This window comes from Pseudomonas sp. PvP001 (assembly GCF_040546375.1).
GTDB lineage: Bacteria > Pseudomonadota > Gammaproteobacteria > Pseudomonadales > Pseudomonadaceae > Aquipseudomonas > Aquipseudomonas coleopterorum.
In genome coordinates this window covers 3,020,483-3,043,741 of the sequence record NZ_JBEPNQ010000001.1, presented here as the reverse complement: position 1 = coordinate 3,043,741, position 23,259 = coordinate 3,020,483, and the positions used below count along the sequence as shown (strand labels likewise).

Annotated in this window: 19 protein-coding genes and 1 pseudogene; 15 read left to right on the top strand and 5 right to left on the bottom strand. The window is 62.0% G+C overall.

Annotated features, from left to right (window positions below; translation table 11 throughout):
• Position 1: 1 nt before the first annotated feature.
• Positions 2-661, bottom strand: coding sequence for an N-acetylmuramate alpha-1-phosphate uridylyltransferase MurU (murU, locus tag ABMD26_RS13760; RefSeq protein WP_354310139.1), 660 nt, complete (start codon positions 659-661; stop codon positions 2-4).
• A complete protein-coding gene (locus tag ABMD26_RS13755) occupies positions 658-1,671 on the bottom strand; it encodes an aminoglycoside phosphotransferase family protein (RefSeq protein WP_049862405.1) in 1,014 nt (337 codons plus the stop codon). The genes murU and ABMD26_RS13755 overlap by 4 nt, the downstream gene beginning before the upstream one ends.
• A gap of 130 nt (positions 1,672-1,801) precedes the next feature.
• Between ABMD26_RS13755 and ABMD26_RS13750 the strand changes: the two genes are divergently transcribed.
• The 11 genes and pseudogenes from ABMD26_RS13750 to ABMD26_RS13700 all read left to right on the top strand — a co-directional run bounded on the left by ABMD26_RS13750 (position 1,802) and on the right by ABMD26_RS13700 (position 15,834).
• Positions 1,802-4,561 (top strand): LPS-assembly protein LptD, encoded by a 2,760-nt coding sequence (locus tag ABMD26_RS13750; protein ID WP_192066825.1) that lies wholly within the window; start codon positions 1,802-1,804, stop codon positions 4,559-4,561.
• Positions 4,542-5,864 (top strand): peptidylprolyl isomerase SurA, encoded by a 1,323-nt coding sequence (gene surA, locus ABMD26_RS13745; protein WP_134723516.1) that lies wholly within the window; start codon positions 4,542-4,544, stop codon positions 5,862-5,864. The genes ABMD26_RS13750 and surA overlap by 20 nt, the downstream gene beginning before the upstream one ends.
• Positions 5,861-6,847 carry a 4-hydroxythreonine-4-phosphate dehydrogenase PdxA gene (gene pdxA / locus ABMD26_RS13740; protein WP_320523606.1) on the top strand — a complete coding sequence of 329 codons (987 nt, stop codon included), beginning with the start codon at positions 5,861-5,863 and terminating at the stop codon, positions 6,845-6,847. The genes surA and pdxA overlap by 4 nt, the downstream gene beginning before the upstream one ends.
• Positions 6,847-7,653 carry a 16S rRNA (adenine(1518)-N(6)/adenine(1519)-N(6))-dimethyltransferase RsmA gene (rsmA, locus tag ABMD26_RS13735; protein WP_354310135.1) on the top strand — a complete coding sequence of 269 codons (807 nt, stop codon included), beginning with the start codon at positions 6,847-6,849 and terminating at the stop codon, positions 7,651-7,653. The genes pdxA and rsmA overlap by 1 nt, the downstream gene beginning before the upstream one ends.
• A gap of 106 nt (positions 7,654-7,759) precedes the next feature.
• On the top strand, positions 7,760-8,140 hold the full coding sequence (gene apaG, locus ABMD26_RS13730) for a Co2+/Mg2+ efflux facilitator ApaG/CorD (protein ID WP_090360735.1): 381 nt from the start codon (positions 7,760-7,762) through the stop codon (positions 8,138-8,140).
• Complete coding sequence (locus ABMD26_RS13725; RefSeq protein WP_354310132.1) at positions 8,140-9,021, top strand: symmetrical bis(5'-nucleosyl)-tetraphosphatase; 882 nt, start codon at positions 8,140-8,142, stop codon at positions 9,019-9,021. The genes apaG and ABMD26_RS13725 overlap by 1 nt, the downstream gene beginning before the upstream one ends.
• 28 nt (positions 9,022-9,049) lie before the next feature.
• Positions 9,050-9,370, top strand: coding sequence for a thiosulfate sulfurtransferase GlpE (glpE, locus tag ABMD26_RS13720; RefSeq protein WP_122743251.1), 321 nt, complete (start codon positions 9,050-9,052; stop codon positions 9,368-9,370).
• 312 nt (positions 9,371-9,682) lie between these two features.
• Positions 9,683-11,606, top strand: a pseudogene (locus ABMD26_RS13715) (PrkA family serine protein kinase).
• A gap of 104 nt (positions 11,607-11,710) precedes the next feature.
• Positions 11,711-12,985, top strand: coding sequence for a YeaH/YhbH family protein (locus tag ABMD26_RS13710; protein WP_043192463.1), 1,275 nt, complete (start codon positions 11,711-11,713; stop codon positions 12,983-12,985).
• Positions 12,982-14,544 (top strand): SpoVR family protein, encoded by a 1,563-nt coding sequence (locus ABMD26_RS13705; RefSeq protein WP_056845313.1) that lies wholly within the window; start codon positions 12,982-12,984, stop codon positions 14,542-14,544. Before ABMD26_RS13710 ends, ABMD26_RS13705 begins: the two co-directional genes overlap by 4 nt.
• A 66-nt stretch (positions 14,545-14,610) precedes the next feature.
• Positions 14,611-15,834 carry a multifunctional CCA addition/repair protein gene (locus ABMD26_RS13700; RefSeq protein ID WP_354310129.1) on the top strand — a complete coding sequence of 408 codons (1,224 nt, stop codon included), beginning with the start codon at positions 14,611-14,613 and terminating at the stop codon, positions 15,832-15,834.
• Positions 15,835-15,979: 145 nt separating this feature from the next.
• On the opposite strand, the gene folK is transcribed toward ABMD26_RS13700, so the two are convergent.
• Complete coding sequence (folK, locus tag ABMD26_RS13695) at positions 15,980-16,495, bottom strand: 2-amino-4-hydroxy-6-hydroxymethyldihydropteridine diphosphokinase (RefSeq protein WP_192001454.1); 516 nt, start codon at positions 16,493-16,495, stop codon at positions 15,980-15,982.
• The gene (folB, locus tag ABMD26_RS13690) at positions 16,486-16,839 is read right to left on the bottom strand and encodes a dihydroneopterin aldolase (RefSeq protein WP_354310127.1); all 354 of its coding nucleotides are present in this window, start codon (positions 16,837-16,839) and stop codon (positions 16,486-16,488) included. Before folB ends, folK begins: the two co-directional genes overlap by 10 nt.
• 74 nt (positions 16,840-16,913) lie before the next feature.
• Between folB and plsY the strand changes: the two genes are divergently transcribed.
• Positions 16,914-17,483, top strand: coding sequence for a glycerol-3-phosphate 1-O-acyltransferase PlsY (gene plsY / locus ABMD26_RS13685; protein ID WP_134723523.1), 570 nt, complete (start codon positions 16,914-16,916; stop codon positions 17,481-17,483).
• An 18-nt stretch (positions 17,484-17,501) separates the two neighbouring features.
• On the opposite strand, the gene tsaD is transcribed toward plsY, so the two are convergent.
• A complete protein-coding gene (gene tsaD / locus ABMD26_RS13680; RefSeq protein WP_049862420.1) occupies positions 17,502-18,527 on the bottom strand; it encodes a tRNA (adenosine(37)-N6)-threonylcarbamoyltransferase complex transferase subunit TsaD in 1,026 nt (341 codons plus the stop codon).
• 195 nt (positions 18,528-18,722) lie between these two features.
• On the opposite strand from tsaD, the gene rpsU reads away from it, so the two are divergent.
• From rpsU to rpoD, 3 genes are all read left to right on the top strand, one after another.
• Positions 18,723-18,938, top strand: coding sequence for a 30S ribosomal protein S21 (gene rpsU / locus ABMD26_RS13675; protein WP_002551877.1), 216 nt, complete (start codon positions 18,723-18,725; stop codon positions 18,936-18,938).
• 307 nt (positions 18,939-19,245) lie between these two features.
• The gene (dnaG, locus tag ABMD26_RS13670; RefSeq protein WP_090360755.1) at positions 19,246-21,204 is read left to right on the top strand and encodes a DNA primase; all 1,959 of its coding nucleotides are present in this window, start codon (positions 19,246-19,248) and stop codon (positions 21,202-21,204) included.
• Between the two features lie 67 nt (positions 21,205-21,271).
• Positions 21,272-23,116, top strand: coding sequence for an RNA polymerase sigma factor RpoD (rpoD, locus tag ABMD26_RS13665; protein WP_049862422.1), 1,845 nt, complete (start codon positions 21,272-21,274; stop codon positions 23,114-23,116).
• Positions 23,117-23,259: the final 143 nt, after the last annotated feature.

Genomic DNA, 23,259 nt, shown 5'->3' with positions numbered 1-23,259 from the left:
ATCAACCCCGCTCGGCCAGGAGTCGATCCAGGTCGCTCAGCCGCTGCGGCGTGCCGACGTCGATCCACTGGCCCTGGTAGTGCTCGCCGGTCACCTGCCCCACGTCCATCGCACGGCGCAACAACGGCGCGAGCTTGAACGCGGTTTCGCCGTGACCGTCGAACAGCTCGGGGTCGAGCACGGCGATGCCGCTGTAGGTCAGCCCGGGCTGGTCGCGCACCTGGCCTTCGAGCAGGGTGAAGTCACCCTGTGGATGCTGGGCCGGGTTGTCGACCAGTACCAGATGGGCCTGGCCCGCCAATGGACCGCGCAACCGGGCGAAATCGTAGTCAGTCCAGATGTCGCCGTTGACTACCAGAAACGGTGCATCACCCAGCAGCGGTAACGCCTGACGAATGCCCCCGCCGGTTTCCAGCGGTTCGGTCTCGCGCGAATACTCGATGGCCACACCGTAGCGCGCGCCGTCACCCAGGTAGTCTTCGATCTGCCGGCCCAGCCAGGCGTGATTGATCACCACGTCGCTGAAGCCCGCCTTGGCCAAGGCGAGCAGGTGGTATTCGATCAACCTTTTGCCACCGACGCTCAGCAACGGCTTGGGCGTGGTCAGGGTCAGCGGACGCATGCGCTCGCCCTTGCCTGCCGCCAGGATCATGGCTTTCATGAGGACACTCCAAGGCTTTTGAACAGTTGACCCAATTCAGCCAGCTCGGGACGCCGCGCCAGTACCGTTTCTATATAAGAGAAGAAACGCGGTACGTCGGCCAGGTAACGGGGTTTGCCGTCACGATGGCAGATACGGGCGAAAATGCCGATCACTTTAAGGTGGCGCTGCACACCCATCAGGTCGCTGGCACGGCAGAACTCGGCGAAGTCCAGCTGCACCGGTATGCCCTGCTCGCCCGCCTGCTCCCAGTAGCGCTGCAGCCATGCCTGTACACGTTCCTCGGGCCAACTGAGGAAAGCATCCTTGAACAGGCACGTGATGTCGTAGGTAACCGGACCATAGACCGCATCCTGGAAGTCCAGCACGCCTGGATTAGGCTCGCTGACCATGAGATTGCGCGGCATGAAGTCGCGATGCACCAGTACCTTGGGCTGCGCCAGGGCGCTGTCGATCAGGCGCGTGCTCACGCGCTGCCAGGCCGCCAGCTGCTCGGCGTCCAGCTGTTTGCCCAAGGCTTTGCCAACGTACCATTCCGGAAACAGTTCCAGCTCGCGCCGCAGCAGCGCCACGTCGTAGCTGGGCAGGTCGCCGCTGGCCGGTAGTTTCTGCAGCGCCAGCAAGGCATCGATGGCGTCGGCGAACAGCGCTTCGGCGTTGTCCGCATCGATCACGTCCAGGTAGGTCTGGTGGCCAAGATCGCTCAACAGCAGGAAGCCACGCTCCAGGTCCTGGGCATGAATCTGCGGCACATTGAGGCCGGCGCTCGCGAGCAATTCGTCGATTTTCACGAACGGTGCGCAGTTTTCCTGGGGCGGTGGCGCGTCCATGACGATAAAACTGCGACCCTGGCCCTGCCAGCGGAAGTATCGACGAAAACTGGCGTCGCTACTGGCCGCAGTCAACGTGGCCGGGGGTACGGCGCCCCATTCACGAGCCTGGAAGAGTTTCTCCAGTTGCTCGTCGAGCCATGTTTTGAGGTGTTGCAGGCGTACATCTTGATCAGGCATTGCAAGGGTCTCCGACGGCGCTAGCCGTCAAGCGGGTCATGCTTTATTATCCAGCATCTTTTTCAGACCATCGAGAGGCGTGCGGCCCCCCCGCGGGCAAGATGGCACGCAGGAAGCCCGGACTAATAAGATGGCATTGAAATCCCCCGCGTTTCGTAAAAAATTTCCGTTGCTGGTCACTGGCGGTTTGCTGGTGATGCAACCCATGGCCACCCAGTTCGTCTTTGCTGCAGAGCAATTCGACTGCCAAGTCTCCGCTGCCGGTGCCTGGGACTGCAACCCCAAGGCCCCGGCTGCGCAGTTGCCGCCCCGCCCCGTGCACGACGGCGCGGCGGTGGCAGGCAGTGGCGGCGGCTCTTCGCGTGAAGAGAAGACCGTCGGCCCGGTGGCCGTCACCCAGAGCAAGGGCCGTGGCCTGACCTCGCGCAGTGCCGACTACAGCCACCTGGACTGGGTACCGCGCAGCAAGCTGACTGCCGCGCAACTGGCCGAAACCGGACCGTACTGCTCCGGTGCGTACATCGAACCCGTGCGTCCCGGCATGAGCGACAACACGCCCAAGAGCGAGTCTCCGACCTTCATCGGCGCCAAGGCTTCGCGCTACCAGACCGAAGAGCAGATCGCTTCGCTGGCCGGTGACGTGGTGATGCGCCAGGGCAGCATGCAGATCGAGGCCGACGAGGCCAGCCTGCATCAGGCCGAGAACCGTGGCGAGCTCAACGGCAACGTCAAGTTGCGCGACAACGGTGCGCTGGTGGTGGGCGACCACGCCCAGGTCCAGCTCGACACCGGCGAGGCCCAGGTCGACAACGCCGAATACGTGCTGCACAAGTCGCGCATCCGCGGCAGTGCGCTGTACGCCAAGCGTGCCGAGAACGCGATCATTCGCCTCAAGGACGGTACCTATACCACCTGTGAGCCGGACAGCAACGCCTGGCAGCTCAAGGGCAACAACATCACGTTGAACCCGGCCACCGGTTTCGGCACCGCGACCAACGTCACCCTTCGCGTGAAGGATATTCCGGTGCTGTACACGCCGTATATCTACTTCCCGATCGACGACCGTCGCCAGTCCGGCTTCCTCCCGCCGTCCTTCGCCACCGACACCGACAGCGGCTTCACCCTCGTCACGCCGTACTACTTCAACCTGGCGCCCAACTACGACGCCACGTTGTATCCGCGCTACATGGCCAAGCGCGGCGTGATGATGGAAGGTGAATTCCGCTACCTGACCAAGACCAGCGAAGGCCAGTTCGGCGGTGCGTACCTCAATGACGAGAACGACGATCGCCGTCTGCAGTCCGACTACGACAAGACCCGCTGGATGGTCAACTGGCAGCACAAAGGCGGCCTGGATTCGCGTCTGACCACCGAAGTCGACTACACCGACATCAGCGATCCCTACTACTTCCAGGACCTGCAGTCCGACCAGATCGGCGTCGAGCGCCACGACTGGATCAACCAGCAGGGTGCCCTGACCTATCGTGGCGATACCTACACCGCACGCTTGAACGCCCAGGCGTACAAGCTGGCGACCGTGGCCGACATCACCCCGTACAACCGCATGCCGCAGATCACCTTCACCGGTGCGCTGCCTTACCATCCGGGCGGTCTGGACTTTACCTACAACAGCGAGATCGTTCGTTTCGAGCGCGATCTGCGCACCGGTACGTTCATCAACGAAGATGGTATCAGTGAGCGTCGTATCGACAACAACGTCTCCGGCCTGGCCCGTGCCAACGGCAACCGCCTGAACCTGGAACCCGGCGTGGCCCTCCCGCTGAACTGGAACTGGGGCTTCGTGCGTCCATCGCTCAAGTACATGTACACCCAGTACGACCTGGATCTGGACAGCCGCGGCAAGAACACCCTGCTGGCCGACGAGCGTTTCAGCAGCTCGCAGAACCGTGGCGTACCGATCGCCAGCATCGACAGCGGCCTGTACTTCGACCGCGACACGCAGATGTTCGGCACCAACTTCCGCCAGACCCTGGAACCGCGCCTGTTCTACCTCTATGTACCTGAGGAAGACCAGACCGACATTCCCGTGTTCGACACCTCGGAAACCACCTTCAGCTACAGCTCGCTGTTCCGTGAAAACCGCTTCACCGGTGCCGACCGCGTGGGCGACGAGAACAAGCTGTCGCTGGGCGTGACCAGCCGCTGGATCGAAGACAACGGTTTCGAGCGTCAGCGTGTCAGCGTCGGCCAGGCCCTGTATTTCCGGGATCGCGAAGTGCAGCTGCCGGGCGTCGACTTCAAGACCCGCGACGATGCACAGGCCAACGTTTCGCCGTACGCCCTGGAATACGAATACCGCTTCAACCGCGACTGGCGCTTCAGCTCGGATTTCAACTGGGATCCGGACAGCCGCAGCACTCGTTCGGGCAGCGCGATGTTCCATTACCAGCCTGAAGACAACCCCAACAAGGTGGTCAACCTGGGCTATCGCTACCGCGACGACACCGTCCACTACGATTCGGCGACCGGTCGCTGGACCTTCGGTGGCGACTATGGTCAGCCGGGCGATCTGAACTACGTGAAGGACTACTACAAGATCCAGCAGCATGACTTCTCGGTCATGTGGCCGATCGTGCCGCAGTGGAGCGTCATCAGCCGCTGGCAGTTCGACTACAACCGCAACCGCACGCTGGAAGCTTTCGGTGGTTTCGAATACGACAACTGCTGCTGGAAGATGCGTCTGATCAACCGTTACTGGGTTGACAACGACGAATACAGCCAGGCCGCCCCGCAGAACGAAAAAGGCGACCATGGCGTCTTCCTGCAAATCGTGCTGAAGGGCCTCGGTGGCGTGGTAGGCAATAAGGTTGAGGGTTTCCTCGACAAGGGCATTCAAGGTTATCGTGAACGTGAAGACCAAGCTATGTGATCTGCTGCGCCCAGTCGTGCTGGGCGCCATGCTGCTGGGCACCACGGCGCACGCCGCGGTGCAACAGCTGGACCGTGTCGTGGCCATTGTCGACAACGACGTGGTCATGCAAAGTCAGCTCGACCAGCGCGTCAAGGAAGTGCAGCAAACCATCGCCAAGCGTGGCGGTAGTGGTGGCGTGCCTCCAGCCAGCGTCCTGCAACAGCAGGTGCTGGAACGCCTGATCGTCGAGAATCTGCAACTGCAGATCGGCGAGCGTTCCGGCATTCGCATCACCGACGAAGAACTCAACGCTGCCATCGCCACCATCGCCCAGCGCAACAACATGTCGACCGCGCAGTTCCGTGCCGCATTGGCGCATGACGGCCTGTCGTATGACGATGCGCGCGAGCAGGTGAAGCGCGAGATGATCATCAGCCGCGTGCGTCAACGTCGCGTGGCCGAGCGCATCCAGGTGTCGGAGCAGGAAGTGAAGAACTTCCTCGCCTCGGACCTGGGCAAGATGCAGCTGTCCGAGGAACTGCACCTGGCCAACATCCAGATCCAGGTCCCGGAAAGCGCCAGCTCGGCGGCTATCCAGGCAGCGGCCAGCAAGGCCGAAGACATCTATCGTCAACTCAAGCAGGGTGCCGACTTCAACAAGCTGGCCATCGCCAGTTCGTCGAGCGAAAACGCCCTCGAGGGCGGCGACATGGGCTGGCGCAAGCCGGCGCAATTGCCACCGCCTTTCGATCGCATGCTGAGCACCATGCCGGTCGGCGATGTGACGCAGCCAGTGCGCACCCCCGTGGGCTTCATCATCCTCAAGGTGCTGGACAAGCGCGGCGGCGGCGCCCAGACCGTCGACGAAGTGCACGTACGCCACATTCTGTTGAAGCCGAGCGAGATCCGCAGCCCGGCGCAAACCGAAGAGCTGGCGCGCAAACTGTACGAGCGCATCGAGAACGGCGAAGACTTTGCCACCCTGGCGAAGAATTTCTCGGAAGATCCGGGCTCGGCACTCAACGGTGGTGACCTGAACTGGGTCAACCCGCAGTCGCTGGTACCCGAGTTCCGCGAAACCATGGCCTCGACGCCGGTGGAATCGGTCTCGCGCCCATTCCAGACGCAGTTCGGCTGGCACGTTCTGCAGGTACTCGGCCGCCGCGCGACCGACAACACCGAGCAGGCCCGCGATCAGCAGGCAATGAACGTGTTGCGTAACCGCAAATACGACGAAGAGCTGCAGACCTGGATGCGTCAGATCCGCGACGAAGCCTACGTGGAAATCAAGCTGCCTGGCGCCGACCAGGCCGCACAGTGACACCCAAGCGTTTCGCATTGACGCCCGGCGAGCCGGCGGGCATAGGTCCTGACCTGTGCCTGCTGCTCGCCGCGCAACCCCAGCCTCATCCTCTGATAGCCATCACCAGTCGTGACCTGCTCGCCGAGCGGGCCGCGCAACTGGGGCTGGCCGTCAGTCTGCTGGAAGTCGATGCCGACGCCCTCCCCGACCATCCTGCGCCCGCTGGCAGCCTGTACGTATGGGATACGCCGCTGGGCGCGCCTGTGCGCACAGGTGAGCTGGATACGGCCAATGCCGCGTTCGTGCTGCAGACCCTGACCCGTGCGGCCCAAGGCTGTCTCGACGGCCTGTTCGCAGGCATGATCACCGCGCCGGTGCACAAGGGTGTCATCAATGACGGCGGCATCGCGTTTTCCGGACATACCGAATTCCTCGCCGACCTCACCGCCACCCAACAGGTGGTGATGATGCTGGCCACCGGCGATCTGCGCGTGGCGCTGGTGACCACTCACCTGCCGCTGCGCGACGTAGCCGACGCAATCACCGCCGAACGCCTGGAGCGGGTCACGCGCATTCTGCATGCCGACCTGCAGGGCAAATTCGGCCTGGCTCGCCCGCGCATCCTGGTCTGCGGCCTCAACCCGCACGCTGGCGAGGGCGGCCACCTGGGTCGCGAAGAAATAGACATCATCGAGCCCACCCTGGAGCGTCTGCGCGCCGAGGGCATGGATCTGCGCGGGCCGCTGCCTGCCGATACGCTCTTCACTCCCAAATACCTGCAGCATTGCGACGCGGTGCTGGCGATGTACCACGACCAGGGCCTGCCCGTACTCAAGTACAAGGGCTTTGGCGCGGCGGTCAACGTCACCCTGGGGCTGCCGATCATCCGCACCTCCGTGGACCATGGCACCGCCCTCGACCTGGCCGGGACCGGCAAGGTCGATACCGGCAGCCTGCGCGTCGCCCTCGACACCGCCTATCGAATGGCCGAGACATTTTAATGACCGAGCAATACCAACACCGGGCGCGCAAGCGCTTTGGTCAGAACTTTCTTCATGACGCCGGCGTTATCGACCGCATCCTTCGCTCGATCCATGCCAAGCCCGGTGAACACCTGCTGGAAATCGGACCGGGCCAGGGCGCGCTGACCGAAGGCCTGCTGGGCAGCGGCGCGCAACTGGACGTCGTGGAACTGGACAAGGACCTGGTGCCCATTCTCAATCAGCAGTTCGCAGGCCGTGACAACTTCCGTCTGCACCAGGGCGACGCGTTGAAGTTCGACTTCACCAGTCTGGGTGCCGAGCCCGCTACCCTGCGCGTAGTCGGCAACCTGCCGTACAACATTTCCACACCGCTGATCTTCCATCTGATGCACAACGCCCATCTGATTCGCGACATGCATTTCATGCTGCAGAAGGAAGTGGTCGAGCGCATGGCTGCAGGGCCTGGCGGTGGCGACTGGGGTCGTCTGTCGATCATGGTTCAGTACCACTGCCGCGTCGAACACCTGTTCAACGTCGGACCCGGTGCGTTCAATCCACCGCCCAAGGTCGATTCGGCCATCGTGCGACTGGTGCCCCATACCACCCTGCCCCACCCGGCCAAGGATCACCGCCTGCTCGAGCGTGTCGTCCGCGAAGCGTTCAACCAGCGCCGCAAGACCTTGCGCAATACCCTCAAGGCATTGTTGCCCAATGAGGCGATCGAAGCGGCCGGCGTCGATGGCAGCCTGCGGCCCGAGCAGCTGGACCTGGCGGCTTTCGTACGCCTGGCCGATCAATTGGCCGAACGAAGCGACGCACTCTGACCTCTAACGTGGACCACCCGTTGGTCCACAGGCCCTCTATTTGACCTAGACTGACCTGAACCGGCCGACGCCGGCTACATTCGCTCTCGCTTTCAAGGCCTTTTGCATGTCCGATCCTCGCTATCAGATCGACGTCAGCGTCGTGACCCGTTTCCTGCCCGAACAGTCTCAACCCGAGCAGCACCGCTTTGCCTTCGCCTATACCGTGACCGTGCTCAACAACGGACAACTGCCGGCTCGCCTGCTATCACGTCATTGGGTGATCACCGATGGCGACGGCAAGGTCGAAGAAGTCCGTGGGCCTGGCGTGATCGGCCAGCAACCGCTTATTGCTGCAGGCGCGAGCCACACCTACTCAAGCGGTACGGTCATGGCCACCACCGTAGGCAACATGCAGGGCAGCTACCAGATGCAGGCCGAAGACGGCAAGAAATTCGACGCCGTGATTGCGCCGTTTCGCCTTGCGGTGCCCGGAGCCCTGCACTGATGGCGGTGTACGCAGTCGGTGACTTGCAAGGCTGTCTGGAACCCCTCAAGTGCCTGCTGGAACGGGTCGCCTTCGACCCGACGAAAGACACCTTGTGGCTGGTGGGTGACCTGGTCAATCGTGGACCGAGCTCGCTGGAAACCCTGCGCTATCTGTATGCCATACGCGAGTCGCTGGTCTGCGTGCTGGGCAACCATGACCTGCACCTGCTGGCGGTAGCCCACAACGCCGAACGACTCAAGCGCGGCGATACTCTGCGCGAGATCCTCGACGCGCCAGACGGTCCGCAACTACTGGACTGGCTGCGCCGCCAGAAGCTGCTGCACTACGATGAGCAACGCAATACCGTTCTGGTTCATGCCGGGATTCCGCCCCAGTGGTCGCTGCGCAAGGCCCTGCGCCTGGCCGCCGAAGTCGAGACGGCCCTGCGTGACGACAACCTGTTTCAGCCCTATCTGGACGGCATGTACGGTAACGAGCCGAACAAGTGGGACAAGGAACTGCAGGGCGCCGCTCGTCTGCGTGTGATCACCAATTACTTCACCCGCATGCGCTTCTGCACCGCCGACGGCAAGCTCGACCTCAAAGGCAAGGAAGGCGCCGACACCGCGCTGCCCGGTTACGCGCCCTGGTTCGCGCACAAGGAGCGCAAGACCCGCGACCTCAAGATCATCTTCGGCCATTGGGCGGCCCTGGAAGGTCGCTGTGACGCGCCGGGCGTGTTCGCGCTCGACACCGGTTGTGTATGGGGCGGCGCGATGACCCTGCTCGACGTTGACAGTGGCGTGCGCCTGTCATGCCAATGCACCGACCAGGGCGGGGCAATTGCACCTGAACCGATGCCTGCGGCAGATTTCCCTCCCCCCGGCGACAAACGCTAGAATGGATGTCCAGCCCAGGAGCCTGCCCATGACCGAATTCCAACGCATCCCTCCGCAACAAGCCCACAGCCTGCGCGAACAGGGCGCCGTGGTGGTCGACATCCGCGATCCGCAGACCTTCGCGGCCAGCCACATCACCGACTCCACGCACCTGGACAACCACTCGCTGCACGATTTCATCAAGGCGGCCGACCTGGACAAACCGCTGGTCGTGGTCTGCTACCACGGCAACTCCAGCCAGAGCGCAGCCGCCTATCTGGTCAGCCAGGGGTTCTCCGACGTCTATAGCCTGGATGGTGGCTTCGAGTTGTGGCGCAGCACCTTTCCGAGCGAAACCAGCCAGGCCTGAATCCTCGGCGGCGGGCAAGGCGCGGCGAATTTTTTTTCGTGCGCCGACGCCGCGCCCCACGGGCCTTCCCGGCATCGGCGCAAAGCCTTGCCGAGACTTAATTGCGCATCTGCCCTTGAAGTCCCCGATTACCAACTATCCTTTAGCTCAGGCCATCCATAACAGGGGAGAGCCGGTACACCGGCGCGCGGGTCAATCGGTAAAGACTACATGGGTGTTCTGGGGGGTATACGGCCACCAAGGGGTTCAGGTGACCGCCAGCATCAACTGAGTGATCCGACGTCGGCTCCACGTATCGAGCGAGGTGACGTCATGAGTATTTTTAGCCACTTCCAACAACGCTTCGAATCCACACGCCAGGAAGAGCTCTCATTACAGGAGTACCTCGAGCTGTGCAAAAAGGACCGTAGCACCTACGCCTCCGCCGCCGAGCGGATACTAATGGCGATCGGGGAGCCCGAATTGCTCGATACGTCGACCAATTCCAGGCTGTCGCGCATCTTTTCCAACAAGGTGATCCGCCGCTACCCCGCCTTCGAAGACTTCCATGGCATGGAGGAATGCATCGACCAGATCGTGTCGTACTTCCGCCATGCCGCGCAGGGTCTGGAAGAAAAGAAACAGATCCTGTACCTGCTCGGTCCGGTCGGTGGCGGCAAGTCGTCGCTGGCCGAGAAGCTCAAGCAGTTGATCGAGAAGGTGCCGTTCTACGCCATCAAGGGCTCGCCGGTGTTCGAATCGCCCCTGGGGCTGTTCAATGCCACCGAGGACGGCGCGATCCTGGAGGAAGACTTCGGTATTCCGCAGCGCTACCTGAGCACCATCATGTCGCCTTGGGCGACCAAGCGCCTGGCTGAATTCGGCGGCGACATCAGCCAGTTCCGCGTGGTCAAGCTCTACCCTTCCATCCTCAACCAGATCGCCGTGGCCAAGACCGAGCCAGGGGACGAGAACAACCAGGACATTTCCGCGCTGGTGGGCAAGGTGGACATCCGCAAGCTGGAGGAATACCCGCAGAACGACGCCGACGCCTACAGCTACTCCGGTGCCCTGTGCCGCGCCAACCAGGGGCTTATGGAGTTCGTCGAGATGTTCAAGGCACCGATCAAGGTGCTCCATCCGTTGCTGACCGCCACTCAGGAAGGCAACTACAACAGCACCGAGGGTCTGGGCGCGATCCCCTACTCCGGCATCCTGTTGGCGCACTCCAACGAATCGGAATGGCACAGCTTCCGCAACAACAAGAACAACGAGGCGTTCATCGACCGGATCTACATCGTCAAAGTGCCGTACTGCCTGCGCGTGAGCGACGAGATCAAGATCTACGACAAGCTGCTGTTCAACAGTTCGCTGTCCAAGGCCCATTGCGCGCACCGACACCCTGAAGATGCTCGCCCAGTTCACCACCCTGTCGCGGCTCAAGGAGCCGGACAACTCCAACATCTACTCGAAGATGCGCGTATACGACGGCGAAAACCTCAAGGACACCGATCCCAAGGCCAAGTCGATCCAGGAGTACCGCGACACAGCAGGTGTGGACGAAGGGATGAATGGTCTGTCGACGCGCTTCGCGTTCAAGATCCTGTCCAAGGTGTTCAACTTCGATCCACACGAAATCGCCGCCAACCCGGTGCATCTGCTTTACGTACTGGAGCAGCAGATCGAGCAGGAGCAGTTCCCTGCCGAGGTGCGTGAGCGCTACCTGCGTTTCCTCAAGGAATACCTGGCCCCACGCTACATCGAGTTCATCGGCAAGGAGATCCAGACCGCGTATTTGGAGTCCTACAGCGAGTACGGCCAGAACATCTTCGACCGTTACGTGCTGTACGCCGATTTCTGGATTCAGGATCAGGAGTACCGCGATCCGGAAACCGGGGAAATCCTCAACCGTGTGGCCCTTAACGAAGAGCTGGAGAAGATCGAGAAGCCGGCTGGCATCAGCAATCCGAAGGATTTCCGCAACGAGATCGTCAACTTCGTGTTGCGCGCCCGCGCCAACAACAATGGCAAGAACCCGACCTGGCTCAGCTACGAGAAGCTGCGCGTGGTGATCGAGAAGAAGATGTTCTCCAACACCGAGGATCTGCTTCCGGTCATCAGCTTCAACGCCAAGGCCAGCAAGGAGGACCAGCAGAAGCACAACGACTTCGTCACTCGCATGGTCGAGCGCGGCTATACCGACAAGCAGGTACGCCTGCTGTCCGAGTGGTATCTGCGGGTCAGGAAGTCGCAGTGATCGCGCGGTAAGCTTCAGGCAGCGAAGGGCCCGGACGGACATCACCGCCCGGGCATCTCGCCGCTCTCGACTTGTGGCTTGCAGCCAGGCTGCCCGGAGGCCTAATGAGCTATGTGATCGACCGACGCCTCAATGGCAAGAACAAGAGCACGGTGAACCGCCAGCGTTTTCTGCGGCGTTATCGTGACCACATCAAGAAGGCCGTGGAAGAAGCGGTCGGCCGCCGCTCCATCACCGACATGGAACACGGCGAGCAGATCAGCATTCCCGGTCGCGACATCGACGAACCGGTGCTGCATCACGGCCGTGGTGGCAAGCAGACCGTGGTGCATCCCGGCAACAAGGAGTTCACGGCCGGCGAACATATCGCCCGCCCCCAAGGCGGTGGGGGTGGCGGCAAAGGGCCTGGAAAGGCGGGCAACTCCGGCGAGGGCATGGACGAGTTCGTGTTCCAGATCACCCAGGAAGAATTCCTCGAATTCATGTTCGAAGACCTCGAACTGCCCAACCTGGTCAAGCGCAACCTCAGCGGTACCGACACCTACAAGACGGTGCGCGCCGGGATCAGCAACGAGGGCAACCCCTCCCGCATCAACATCATCCGCACTCTGCGTTCCGCCCACGCGCGGCGCATCGCGCTCTCGGGCAGCAGCCGCGCCAAGCTCAAGGCGGCCAAGCTCGAACTCGAACGCCTGAAGATCGAAGAGCCCGACAACTTTGGTGACATTCAGGCCCTGATGGGGGAAATCGAGAAGCTCAGCGCCCGCATCCACCGAGTGCCCTTCCTCGACACCTTCGACGTGAAGTACAACCTGCTGGTCAAACACCCCAACCCAAGCTCCAAGGCGGTGATGTTCTGCCTGATGGACGTGTCCGGCTCCATGACTCAGGCCACCAAGGACATCGCCAAGCGGTTCTTCATCCTGCTGTACCTGTTCCTCAAGCGTAACTATGACAAGATCGAGGTGGTGTTCATCCGCCACCACACCAGCGCTCGCGAAGTCGACGAAGAAGAATTCTTCTACTCGCGCGAGACCGGCGGCACCATCGTTTCCAGCGCGTTGAAACTGATGCAGGAAATCATGGCGGCGCGCTACCCGACCAACGAATGGAACATCTATGCCGCCCAGGCCTCGGACGGCGACAACTGGAACGACGACTCGCCCATCTGTCGGGAAATTCTCACCAAGCAGATCATGCCGTTCGTGCAGTACTACACCTATGTGGAGATCACGCCGCGCGAACATCAGGCGCTGTGGTACGAATACGAGCGCATCAGCGAGTCGTTCGCCGATACGTTCGCCCAGCAACAGCTGGTGTCGGCCGGGGATATCTATCCGGTCTTCCGTGAACTCTTCCAGCGCAGGTTAGCGACATGACCGCCAGAGAGCAGAAGCGTCAACCCATCTCCACGGGCTCGGAATGGACGTTCGAGCTCATCCAGACCTATGACCGGGAAATCAGCCGCATCGCCGAGCGCTATGCGCTGGACACCTACCCCAACCAGATCGAGGTGATCACGGCCGAGCAGATGATGGATGCGTATGCTTCGGTCGGCATGCCGCTGGGCTATCACCATTGGTCCTACGGCAAACACTTTCTCAGCACCGAGAAATCCTACACGCGCGGTCAGATGGGGCTGGCTTACGAGATCGTCATCAACTCCGATCCGTGCATCGCCTACCTGATGGAAGAGAACACCATCTGCATGCAGGCGCTGGTGGTGGCCCATGCCTGCTATGGGCACAACAGTTTCTTCAAGGGCAACTACCTGTTCCGCACCTGGACCGACGCCAGTTCGATCATCGATTACCTGGTGTTCGCCAAGTCCTACATCATGAAATGCGAGGAACGCCATGGGATCGATGCTGTGGAAGACCTGCTCGATTCCTGCCACGCCCTGATGAACTACGGGGTCGACCGCTACAAGCGTCCGTATCCGATTTCCGCCGAGGAGGAACGTCGCCGCCAGGCCGACCGCGAAGAACACCTGCAGCGCCAGATCAACGATCTGTGGCGCACCATCCCCAAGGGCGCCGACAAGAACCGCGAGGAGGACAACGCCCGGTTTCCGGCCGAGCCGCAGGAGAACATCCTTTACTTCATCGAGAAACACGCGCCGTTGCTCGAGCCGTGGCAACGCGAGATCGTGAGGATCGTGCGCAAGATCGCGCAGTATTTCTACCCTCAGCGCCAGACCCAGGTGATGAACGAAGGCTGGGCGACGTTCTGGCACTACACCCTTATGAACGACCTCTACGACGAGGGTCTGGTCACCGACGGTTTCATGATGGAGTTTCTGCAGTCGCACACCAGCGTGGTGTTCCAGCCGGGTTTCGACAGCCCTTACTACAACGGTATCAACCCCTATGCGCTGGGTTTTGCCATGTACCGGGACATACGGCGCATGTGCGAACACCCGGACGACGAGGACCGCCGCTGGTTTCCCGAAATTGCCGGCAGTGACTGGCTGTCGACGATCAAGTTCGCCATGAGCAGCTTCAAGGACGAGAGTTTCATCCTGCAGTACCTGTCGCCCAAGGTCATTCGCGACCTGAAGCTGTTCAGCATCATGGACGACGACCAGCGCGACGAACTGCTGGTGCCCGCGATCCACGACGAGAACGGCTACCGCACGATCCGTGAGACCCTGGCGGCGCAATACAACCTGGGCAACCGCGAGCCCAACGTGCAGATCTGGAGCATCGATCGGCGCGGTGACCGCTCATTGACCCTGCGTCATCAGCAACACGACCGCAAGCCGCTGGGTGAATCCACCGAGGAAGTGCTCAAGCACCTGCACCGTTTGTGGGGTTTCGACATCCATCTGGAGACGCTGCAGGGCGATCAACTGGTCAAGACGCACCACGTGCCACCGCGCAACGAGCACACGGACGGCAGCCATGGGCGGGCGGACCTCAACGTCGTGCACCTCTGAGGCCGGTGCACTGGGCAAACCTTCGATGGCTTGGTGTTATCCTTCGCGGCCATCGGAGGTGTTGCAATGAAGATCTATGAAGTGGGCGGCGCGGTGCGCGATCGCCTTCTGGGTATACCTGTCACCGACATCGATCGCGTGGTCGTGGGTGCCAGCGCGGAACGAATGCTCGCTGACGGGTACCGGCCGGTCGGCAGCGATTTCCCGGTGTTTCTGCATCCGCAGACCGGCGAAGAATATGCCCTGGCGCGTACCGAGCGCAAAAGCGGCCGCGGCTACGGTGGTTTCGTATTCCACGCCAGCCCGGACGTCACCCTGGAGGAGGACCTGTCGCGGCGCGACTTGACCATCAATGCCATGGCCGAGGACGACGAAGGTCGGATCATCGATCCCTACGGTGGCCAGCAAGACCTGCATGACCGCCTGCTCAAGCACGTCTCCCCCGCCTTCATCGAAGATCCCCTGCGCGTACTGCGAGTCGCGCGTTTCGCTGCCCGCTACGCCGGGCTGGGCTTTCGAGTGGCCGAACCGACCTTGCAACTGATGCGTCAGCTGAGCGAATCGGGCGAGTTGCAGGCCCTGACGGCCGAACGCAGCTGGAAGGAAATTTCCCGGGCGCTGTTGGAAGCGCACCCCCATGTGTTCATTCAGGTGCTGCGCGACTGCGGAGCATTGGAACAATTGCTCCCCGAAGTGGACGCGTTGTTCGGCGTACCGCAACCGCCTGCTCATCATCCGGAGATCGACACCGGGGTGCATACCTTGAGCGTGCTGGAACAGGCCGCGCGGCATGACCAGCCGCTGACCGTGCGCTGGGCGTGTCTGTTGCACGATCTGGGCAAGGGCACCACGCGACCCAGCGAGTGGCCGCGGCATATCGCTCACGAGCAGCGCGGCGTGAAGTTGATCAAGGCGGTCAACGAGCGCTTCAAGGTGCCCAAGGATTGCCAGGAACTGGCGGTGCTGGTGGGTGAATACCACACCCATGGGCATCGGGCTCTGGAGCTCAAACCGTCGACCTTGCTGGAGCTGTTGCAGAGTTTCGACGTGTACCGCCGTCCCCAGCGCTTCGAGGATTTCATCATGGCGTGCGAAATGGACGCCCGTGGGCGGTTGGGGCTCGAGGCGCGGGAGTACCCTCAGGCGGATTATCTGCGCGGTGCGGCTGCGGCGGCGCGGGGGGTGGCGGTTCAGCCGCTGGTTGCCCAGGGGTTCAAGGGGCAGGCGCTGGGTGAGGCGTTGAAACGGGCACGGTTGGAGGTGTTGAAGGAGTACAAGGCGGGGGTTTGAATGGGGGTGGTTGAGGGGGGGCTTGAGGGCCTCTTCGCGGGCAGAGACCCGCTCCCACAGGTGATCCCACTTCCCCATGGGACCCACAGGTGATCCCACTTCCCTGTGGGAGCGGGTTTCTGCCCGCGAAGAAGGCGCAAGCGATCTAAAGCGTGGCAGGCGTCAACTGCTGTCCGCGCCATTCGAAGGGGACAGGTGCCAATACCTGATCGATACTCGCCTCGCGCCACAACTGGCCAAGACTCACGCCTGTACCCGGATGCACCAACTCTGGCGCAATCAGCGCCAATGGCCACAAGACGAACGCATTTTTCAGAATTTCGGCACGCGGCAATATCAGCCCATCGAAGTTGCCGACCAGGTCGGCGTACAACAATACATCGATATCCAGCGGCAGCCCCTTGCGGTCCGGGGCGTAGCGGCCATTGTCGGCCTCGATGAATTTCAGCCGGCGGTCCAGCTCCGCCAACGTCAGATCGGTCAGCGCGGTGACCACCAGGTTGAAGAACGGACCGCTCTTGATGCCCACCGGCTGGCTTTCGAATACGGCCGAGCAGCGCAGGTCCACGAGGAAGGCGGCCAACGCGTCAAGGCCGGCGCACAGATGACGCTGGCGATCGACGTTGCTGCCCAGGCCCAGATAGATTCGATTCAGCGACATCCGCGCTCGATCTCCACACCCACACCCTGCGCCGCCGCGACGGCACCCGGCTTGGTGACTTTGAGCCGCAGCCAGGGAATGCCGAATTCGCTCATCAGCAATTGGGCAAGGCGCTCGGCGAAGGTCTCGACCAGCTCGAAGCGCGCCTGGGCGGCAAAGGCCTGGATGCGCTGCGAGACGGTCGCGTAGTCCAGCGCGAGCGTCAGGTCGTCGCCCGCGGCAGCCGGACGGTTGTCCCAGGCCAATACCAGGTCCAGACGCAGGCACTGACGAATGTCACGCTCCCAATCATAGGCGCCGATCACTGTGTCGACTTCCAGGCCTTCGATAAACACTCTGTCCAAGCACTTCACTCCGCAGCACGACAAGGGCGCCTGGCGCCGTTAGAATCAAGGGTTTCCCTACCCGGAAATAAAGCATGTTCTGGTTGCTGGCGCTTGGCGCCTACCTGCTCGGCTCGCTGTCCTTCGCTATCGTGCTCAGCCGCGCGACGGGCACTCCCGACCCGCGAATGAGCGGTTCGGGCAACGCCGGCGCGACCAACATGCTACGCCTGGCCGGTAAAAAGCTCGCCATCCTCACTCTGCTGGGCGACTTGTGCAAGGGTTTGCTGCCGGTACTGATTGCCGCGCAAGCCGGGATGACGCTCGCACAACAAGCCTGGATCGGGCTCTGCGCGGTGATCGGCCACCTGTTTCCGCTGTATTTCCGCTTCAAGGGCGGCAAGGGCGTGGCCACCTCCGCCGGCCTGCTGCTGGGCCTGTACCCGCCTGCCGCGCTGCTGGCCATGGTTGCCTGGGCGCTGACCTTTCGGCTCACGCGCACCAGTTCGCTGGCAGCCCTGATCGCCACGCCACTGACCTTGCCGCTGCTGGCCTGGCAACGGCCAGAGACACTGCTGCCCCTGAGCGTGCTGACGATCCTGATCATCTGGCGTCACCGCGGCAACCTGCGCGATCTGTTCGCTGGTCGCGAGCGGCACTTCTGAGCAGGCTGGCCGGCGCGTTCAGAGCGCCGGCAGTTGCTCCATCGGCCAACGTGCCTGGACACTGATGGCCAAGGTTTCCTGCTGCCCGGCCAACAGACGCTGACATCCAGCATAGGCGATCATGGCACCGTTATCGGTGCAGAACTGCGGGCGGGCGTAATAGACGTTGCCACCCAGCTCGCCCAGCATCTTTTCCAGGCCTTGGCGCAATGACTGGTTGGCACTCACCCCACCGGCGATCACCAGACGCTTGAGGCCGGTCTGCTTCAAGGCCCGGCGGCATTTGTAGGTCAGCGTATCGACCACCGCCTGCTCGAACGCCAGGGAGATATCGCAGCGAGTCTGCTCGCCGTCGTCGCCAGCGCTGCGGCACTGCTGCCAGGTGTTGAGCGCGAAGGTCTTCAGACCGCTGAAACTGAAATCCAGGCCAGGGCGGTCGCACATCGGCCGGGGAAAGGTAAAGCGCCCCGCTACGCCTTGTCTGGCCAGGCGGGCAATCTCCGGGCCACCCGGGTAGTTCAGGCCGATCAGCTTGGCAGTCTTGTCGAAGGCTTCCCCGGCCGCATCGTCCAGGGTCTCGCCCAGCAAGGCGTACTGGCCAATGCCGTCGACCTGGACCAATTGCGTATGGCCACCGGATACCAGCAGGGCAACGAACGGAAACTGCGGCGGTTGCTCTTCCAGCATGGGTGCCAGCAGATGGCCTTCCATGTGGTGCACGCCCAACGCCGGTATGTCCCAGGCGAATGCCAGCGCCTGGGCGCAGGAGGCGCCGACCAGCAGCGCGCCGACCAGTCCGGGGCCGGCGGTATAGGCGATGGCGTCGATCTCGGTGGCCGCGCAGTCGGCCTCTGCCAACACCTGACGGATCAGCGGCAGCATGCGCTTGACGTGGTCGCGCGAGGCAAGCTCGGGCACCACCCCGCCATAGGCGCGATGCAGGTCGATCTGGCTGAACAGCGCATCGGCCAGCAGGCCGCGTTCACTGTCGTATAATGCGACACCGGTTTCGTCGCAGGACGTTTCCAATCCCAGTACTAGCATGGCCAGGCCTTGTGGAGCTGTATTCGAAGGCGCGCATGATAGTCGTCGAACAGGGCACCGACCAGCGGTTTTCGATCAGAGGCTTTGCATTCCTGCTGGGTAAGGGTTAACATCCGCAACCCTTAAAAACCGACGTACTTATGCGCGCTTTTGCCATGAGATGTCGACCCCGGTAATGAATGAAGGTAGCTCTGGATGCCAGCCGTCAAAGTTAAAGAGAACGAACCCTTCGACGTAGCTCTGCGTCGTTTCAAGCGCTCCTGCGAAAAAGCCGGTGTACTGGCTGAAGTTCGTAGCCGCGAATTTTACGAGAAGCCGACTTCGGAGCGTAAGCGCAAGGCAGCAGCCGCTGTCAAACGTCACGCCAAGAAAGTCCAGCGCGAACAGCGCCGCGCCGTTCGTCTGTACTAATACACAGACGTTCGTCGCAAGCTTCTGCCTTGCCCGGCCCACAGCCGGGCTGCCGGCAGTTGCCGCAGTACCCCGCCTCAAACGTCAGAACTGGCTTCATTGCCAGATCGTGCACGTCATCCTGACGAGCCTTGCAAGGCTGCAGACGAGCACACTTATTCCGTTGGTAACGCCCTCCTTCGACTGCTGCCCAAGGCGCCGTTGAACGCAGAGACGTTTCCGACATAGAAATCTGCGCTGCAAAACCTGCCAGACCGATTTCCAATGGGTACACTTCCGCTCCTGGGCTGCTGATAAAGAGAACGCCATGGCCGGGCTGATTCCCCAAGGCTTCATCGACGACCTGCTCAACCGCACCGACATCGTCGATGTGGTGCAGTCACGTCTGCAAATGAAGAAAGCCGGCAAGAACTACACCGCCTGCTGCCCCTTTCACAAGGAAAAGACTCCCTCTTTCAGCGTCAGCCCCGACAAGCAGTTCTATTACTGTTTCGGCTGCGGCGCCGGTGGCAACGCCCTTGGTTTCATCATGGACCACGACAACCTGGACTTTCCCCAGGCCGTCGAGGAACTGGCCAAGGCCGCCGGCATGGAAGTGCCGCGCGAAGACAGCGGGCGCAACAGCAAGCCGCGCCAGCCCACCGACTCACCGCTGTACCCACTGCTCGAAGCCGCTGCAGAGTTCTATCGCCTGGCGCTCAAGGGGCACCCGCAACGCCGGGCGGCCGTTGACTACCTCAAGGGCCGCGGCCTGTCTGGCGAGATCGCGCGCGATTTCGGCCTGGGCTTCGCACCGCCGGGCTGGGATAACCTGTTCAAGCACCTGAGCAGCGACAGCCTTCAGCAGAAAGCCATGATCGATGCCGGCCTGCTGGTGGAAAACGCCGACTCGGGCAAGCGCTACGACCGTTTCCGCGATCGCGTTATGTTCCCCATCCGCGACAGCCGCGGGCGGGTCATCGCCTTCGGTGGCCGGGTATTGGGTGACGACAAACCCAAGTACCTGAACTCCCCGGAAACCCCGGTGTTCCACAAGGGCCAGGAACTGTACGGCCTGTACGAGGCGCGCAAGCACAACCGCAACCTCGACGAGATCATCGTCGTCGAAGGCTACATGGATGTCATTGCCCTGGCTCAGCAAGGCTTGCGCAACGCCGTCGCGACCCTGGGCACGGCCACCAGCGAGGAGCACCTCAAGCGTCTGTTCCGCGTGGTGCCCAGTGTGCTGTTCTGCTTCGACGGCGACCAGGCCGGCCGCAATGCCGCCTGGCGCGCGCTGGAAGCTGCGCTGCCGAGCCTGCAGGATGGGCGAAAGGCACGCTTTCTGTTCTTGCCCGAGGGCGAAGACCCGGACACCCTGGTGCGCGCCGAAGGCACCGATGCCTTCCGGGCTCGCATCAACCAACACGCACAGCCGCTGGCCGACTATTTTTTCCAGCAACTGACCGAAGAAGCCGATCCGCGCTCGCTGGAAGGCAAGGCGCACATGGCGACGCTGGCAGCGCCGCTGATCGACAAGGTACCGGGCGCCAACCTGCGCACCCTGATGCGCAATCGCCTGAGCCAGATCACCGGCTTGAGTGGCGAGGCCGTCAGCCAGCTGGTGCAAAGCGCGCCCGCAGCGCCGACGCCCAGCCACGATCCGATGGCCGATTACGATTCGATGCCGGGTTATTCGCCGGACTTCAGTGACTTTCATGCGCCGCCGGCCTTCGAACCACAGCAACAATGGACATCGGCCAAGACGTCCGGCAAGAAATGGGAAGGTAAGCCGTGGAAAGGCAAGGGCAAGCGTGATTTCGAACCGCGTCCGCAGCCGCGCACGCCAGTGACGGTGGAGCCGCCCACGCTCAGCGCACTGCGCACCCTGCTGCACTATCCGCAACTGGCGGAGAAGGTGGAGGATGTCAGTCATTTTGCCGACGAGGAACAGCTGCACGCACAGCTACTGGTGGCACTGCTCGAAGCCCTGCAGAAGAATCCCAAGCTACGCTCTCTGCAGTTGATCGCGCGGTGGCACGGTACCGAACAAGGCAAGTTGCTGCGCGCATTGGCCGAGAAAGAATGGCTGATCGATGCCGATAACCTTGAACAACAGTTTTTCGACACTATAACTAGCTTGTCCGCTCGCCAACGCGAGCGTTGTCTCGAGCATTTGCTCAGGAAATCAAGACAGAGTGAACTGAGCGCAGAGGAAAAGAATCAACTGCGCGAGCTTCTCAGCCGCAATGTTCACGCACAAACCCCGACCTCAACTGGCGCGTGAGGTCCTAGCTCGGGTATAATCCTCGGCTTGTTTTTTGCCCGCCAAGACCTTCAGTGGATAGGGTGTTATGTCCGGAAAAGCGCAACAGCAATCTCGCATCAAAGAGTTGATCACCCGTGGTCGTGAGCAGGGCTACCTGACTTACGCGGAGGTCAACGATCACCTGCCCGAGGATATTTCAGATCCGGAGCAGGTGGAAGACATCATCCGCATGATCAACGACATGGGGATCAACGTATTCGAGAGTGCTCCGGATGCGGATGCCCTTTTGTTGGCCGAAGCCGATACCGACGAAGCGGCGGCCGAAGAGGCCGCTGCGGCGTTGGCAGCGGTCGAGACCGACATCGGCCGCACGACCGACCCGGTGCGCATGTACATGCGCGAAATGGGTACGGTCGAGCTGCTCACGCGTGAAGGCGAAATCGAAATCGCCAAACGTATCGAAGAGGGCATCCGTGAGGTGATGGGCGCGATCGCGCACTTCCCCGGCACGGTCGAGCATATCCTCAGCGAATACGACCGCGTGACCACCGAGGGTGGTCGCCTGTCCGACGTGCTCAGCGGCTACATCGATCCGGACGACGGCATCGCGCCGCCGGCCGAGGTGCCGCCGCCGGTCGAGAAACCAGCCGACAAGGCCGACGCCAAGGATGACGACGAAGAAGAAAGCGACAGCGACGACGAGGAAGAGACCGAGAGCGGTCCCGATCCGGTCGTGGCCCAGCAGCGTTTCGGCGCCGTGTCCGATCAACTCGCCGTTACCCTGAAAGCGCTGAAGAAGCATGGCCGTCACAGCAAGCAAGGCATCGCCGAGATGCTCGCGCTGGCCGAGCTGTTCATGCCGATCAAGCTGGTGCCCAAGCAGTTCGAAGGCCTGGTGGAGCGTGTTCGTGGTGCCCTGGATCGCCTGCGTCAGCAGGAACGCGCAATCATGCAGCTGTGCGTTCGTGATGCTCGCATGCCGCGCGCCGACTTCCTGCGCCAGTTCCCTGGCAACGAAGTCGACCAGACCTGGAGCGATGCACTGGCCAACGGCAAGGCGAAGTACGCCGAAGCCATCGGTCGCCTGCAGGCCGACATTCAGCGCTGCCAGCAGAAGCTGAGCGCGCTGGAAGCGGAAACCGGTCTGACCATCGCCGAGATCAAGGACATCAACCGTCGCATGTCGATCGGTGAAGCCAAGGCTCGCCGGGCGAAGAAGGAGATGGTCGAAGCCAACCTGCGTCTGGTGATCTCGATCGCCAAGAAGTACACCAACCGTGGCCTGCAATTCCTCGATCTGATCCAGGAAGGCAACATCGGCTTGATGAAGGCGGTGGACAAGTTCGAATACCGTCGCGGGTACAAGTTCTCGACGTACGCCACTTGGTGGATTCGTCAGGCTATCACCCGCTCGATCGCCGACCAGGCGCGCACCATCCGTATTCCGGTGCACATGATCGAGACCATCAACAAGCTGAACCGCATTTCGCGGCAGATGCTGCAGGAGATGGGTCGCGAGCCTACGCCGGAAGAGCTGGGCGAGCGCATGGAGATGCCCGAGGACAAGATCCGCAAGGTCTTGAAGATCGCCAAGGAGCCTATCTCCATGGAGACGCCGATCGGTGACGACGAAGACTCCCATCTGGGTGACTTCATCGAAGACTCGACCATGCAGTCGCCGATCGACGTGGCCACCGTGGAAAGCCTCAAGGAAGCCACGCGCGAAGTGCTGGGCGGCCTGACGGCACGGGAAGCCAAGGTGCTGCGCATGCGCTTCGGCATCGACATGAATACCGACCACACCCTCGAGGAAGTCGGCAAGCAGTTCGATGTCACCCGTGAGCGTATTCGTCAGATCGAAGCCAAGGCGCTGCGCAAGCTGCGTCATCCGACGAGAAGCGAGCACCTGCGCTCCTTCCTCGACGAATAAGCCTCAGCGACGAGCACCACCAGAACCCCCGGCCTTGCCGGGGGTTTTGCGTGATGGACCCATGACCCCAAAGTTTGTTCGCCCCCCTCTTCCCGCTGGCTGCCGCGCCCGACTACACTGGCCCTTCCTGCGATGGTCCAACG

Bases quoted from the DNA above. Each gene is read 5' to 3' on its own strand.
- plsY (WP_134723523.1), top strand. From the start codon at position 16,914: ATGTTCTGGTTGCTGGCGCTTGGCGCCTACCTGCTCGGCTCGCTGTCC.
- tsaD (WP_049862420.1), bottom strand. From the start codon at position 18,527: ATGCTAGTACTGGGATTGGAAACGTCCTGCGACGAAACCGGTGTCGCA.
- rpsU (WP_002551877.1), top strand. From the start codon at position 18,723: ATGCCAGCCGTCAAAGTTAAAGAGAACGAACCCTTCGACGTAGCTCTG.
- apaG (WP_090360735.1), top strand. From the start codon at position 7,760: ATGTCCGATCCTCGCTATCAGATCGACGTCAGCGTCGTGACCCGTTTC.
- ABMD26_RS13705 (WP_056845313.1), top strand. From the start codon at position 12,982: ATGACCGCCAGAGAGCAGAAGCGTCAACCCATCTCCACGGGCTCGGAA.
- rpoD (WP_049862422.1), top strand. From the start codon at position 21,272: ATGTCCGGAAAAGCGCAACAGCAATCTCGCATCAAAGAGTTGATCACC.
- ABMD26_RS13750 (WP_192066825.1), top strand. From the start codon at position 1,802: ATGGCATTGAAATCCCCCGCGTTTCGTAAAAAATTTCCGTTGCTGGTC.
- ABMD26_RS13725 (WP_354310132.1), top strand. From the start codon at position 8,140: ATGGCGGTGTACGCAGTCGGTGACTTGCAAGGCTGTCTGGAACCCCTC.
- dnaG (WP_090360755.1), top strand. From the start codon at position 19,246: ATGGCCGGGCTGATTCCCCAAGGCTTCATCGACGACCTGCTCAACCGC.
- murU (WP_354310139.1), bottom strand. From the start codon at position 661: ATGAAAGCCATGATCCTGGCGGCAGGCAAGGGCGAGCGCATGCGTCCG.
- glpE (WP_122743251.1), top strand. From the start codon at position 9,050: ATGACCGAATTCCAACGCATCCCTCCGCAACAAGCCCACAGCCTGCGC.
- folK (WP_192001454.1), bottom strand. From the start codon at position 16,495: ATGTCGCTGAATCGAATCTATCTGGGCCTGGGCAGCAACGTCGATCGC.
- ABMD26_RS13755 (WP_049862405.1), bottom strand. From the start codon at position 1,671: ATGCCTGATCAAGATGTACGCCTGCAACACCTCAAAACATGGCTCGAC.
- rsmA (WP_354310135.1), top strand. From the start codon at position 6,847: ATGACCGAGCAATACCAACACCGGGCGCGCAAGCGCTTTGGTCAGAAC.
- ABMD26_RS13710 (WP_043192463.1), top strand. From the start codon at position 11,711: ATGAGCTATGTGATCGACCGACGCCTCAATGGCAAGAACAAGAGCACG.
- ABMD26_RS13700 (WP_354310129.1), top strand. From the start codon at position 14,611: ATGAAGATCTATGAAGTGGGCGGCGCGGTGCGCGATCGCCTTCTGGGT.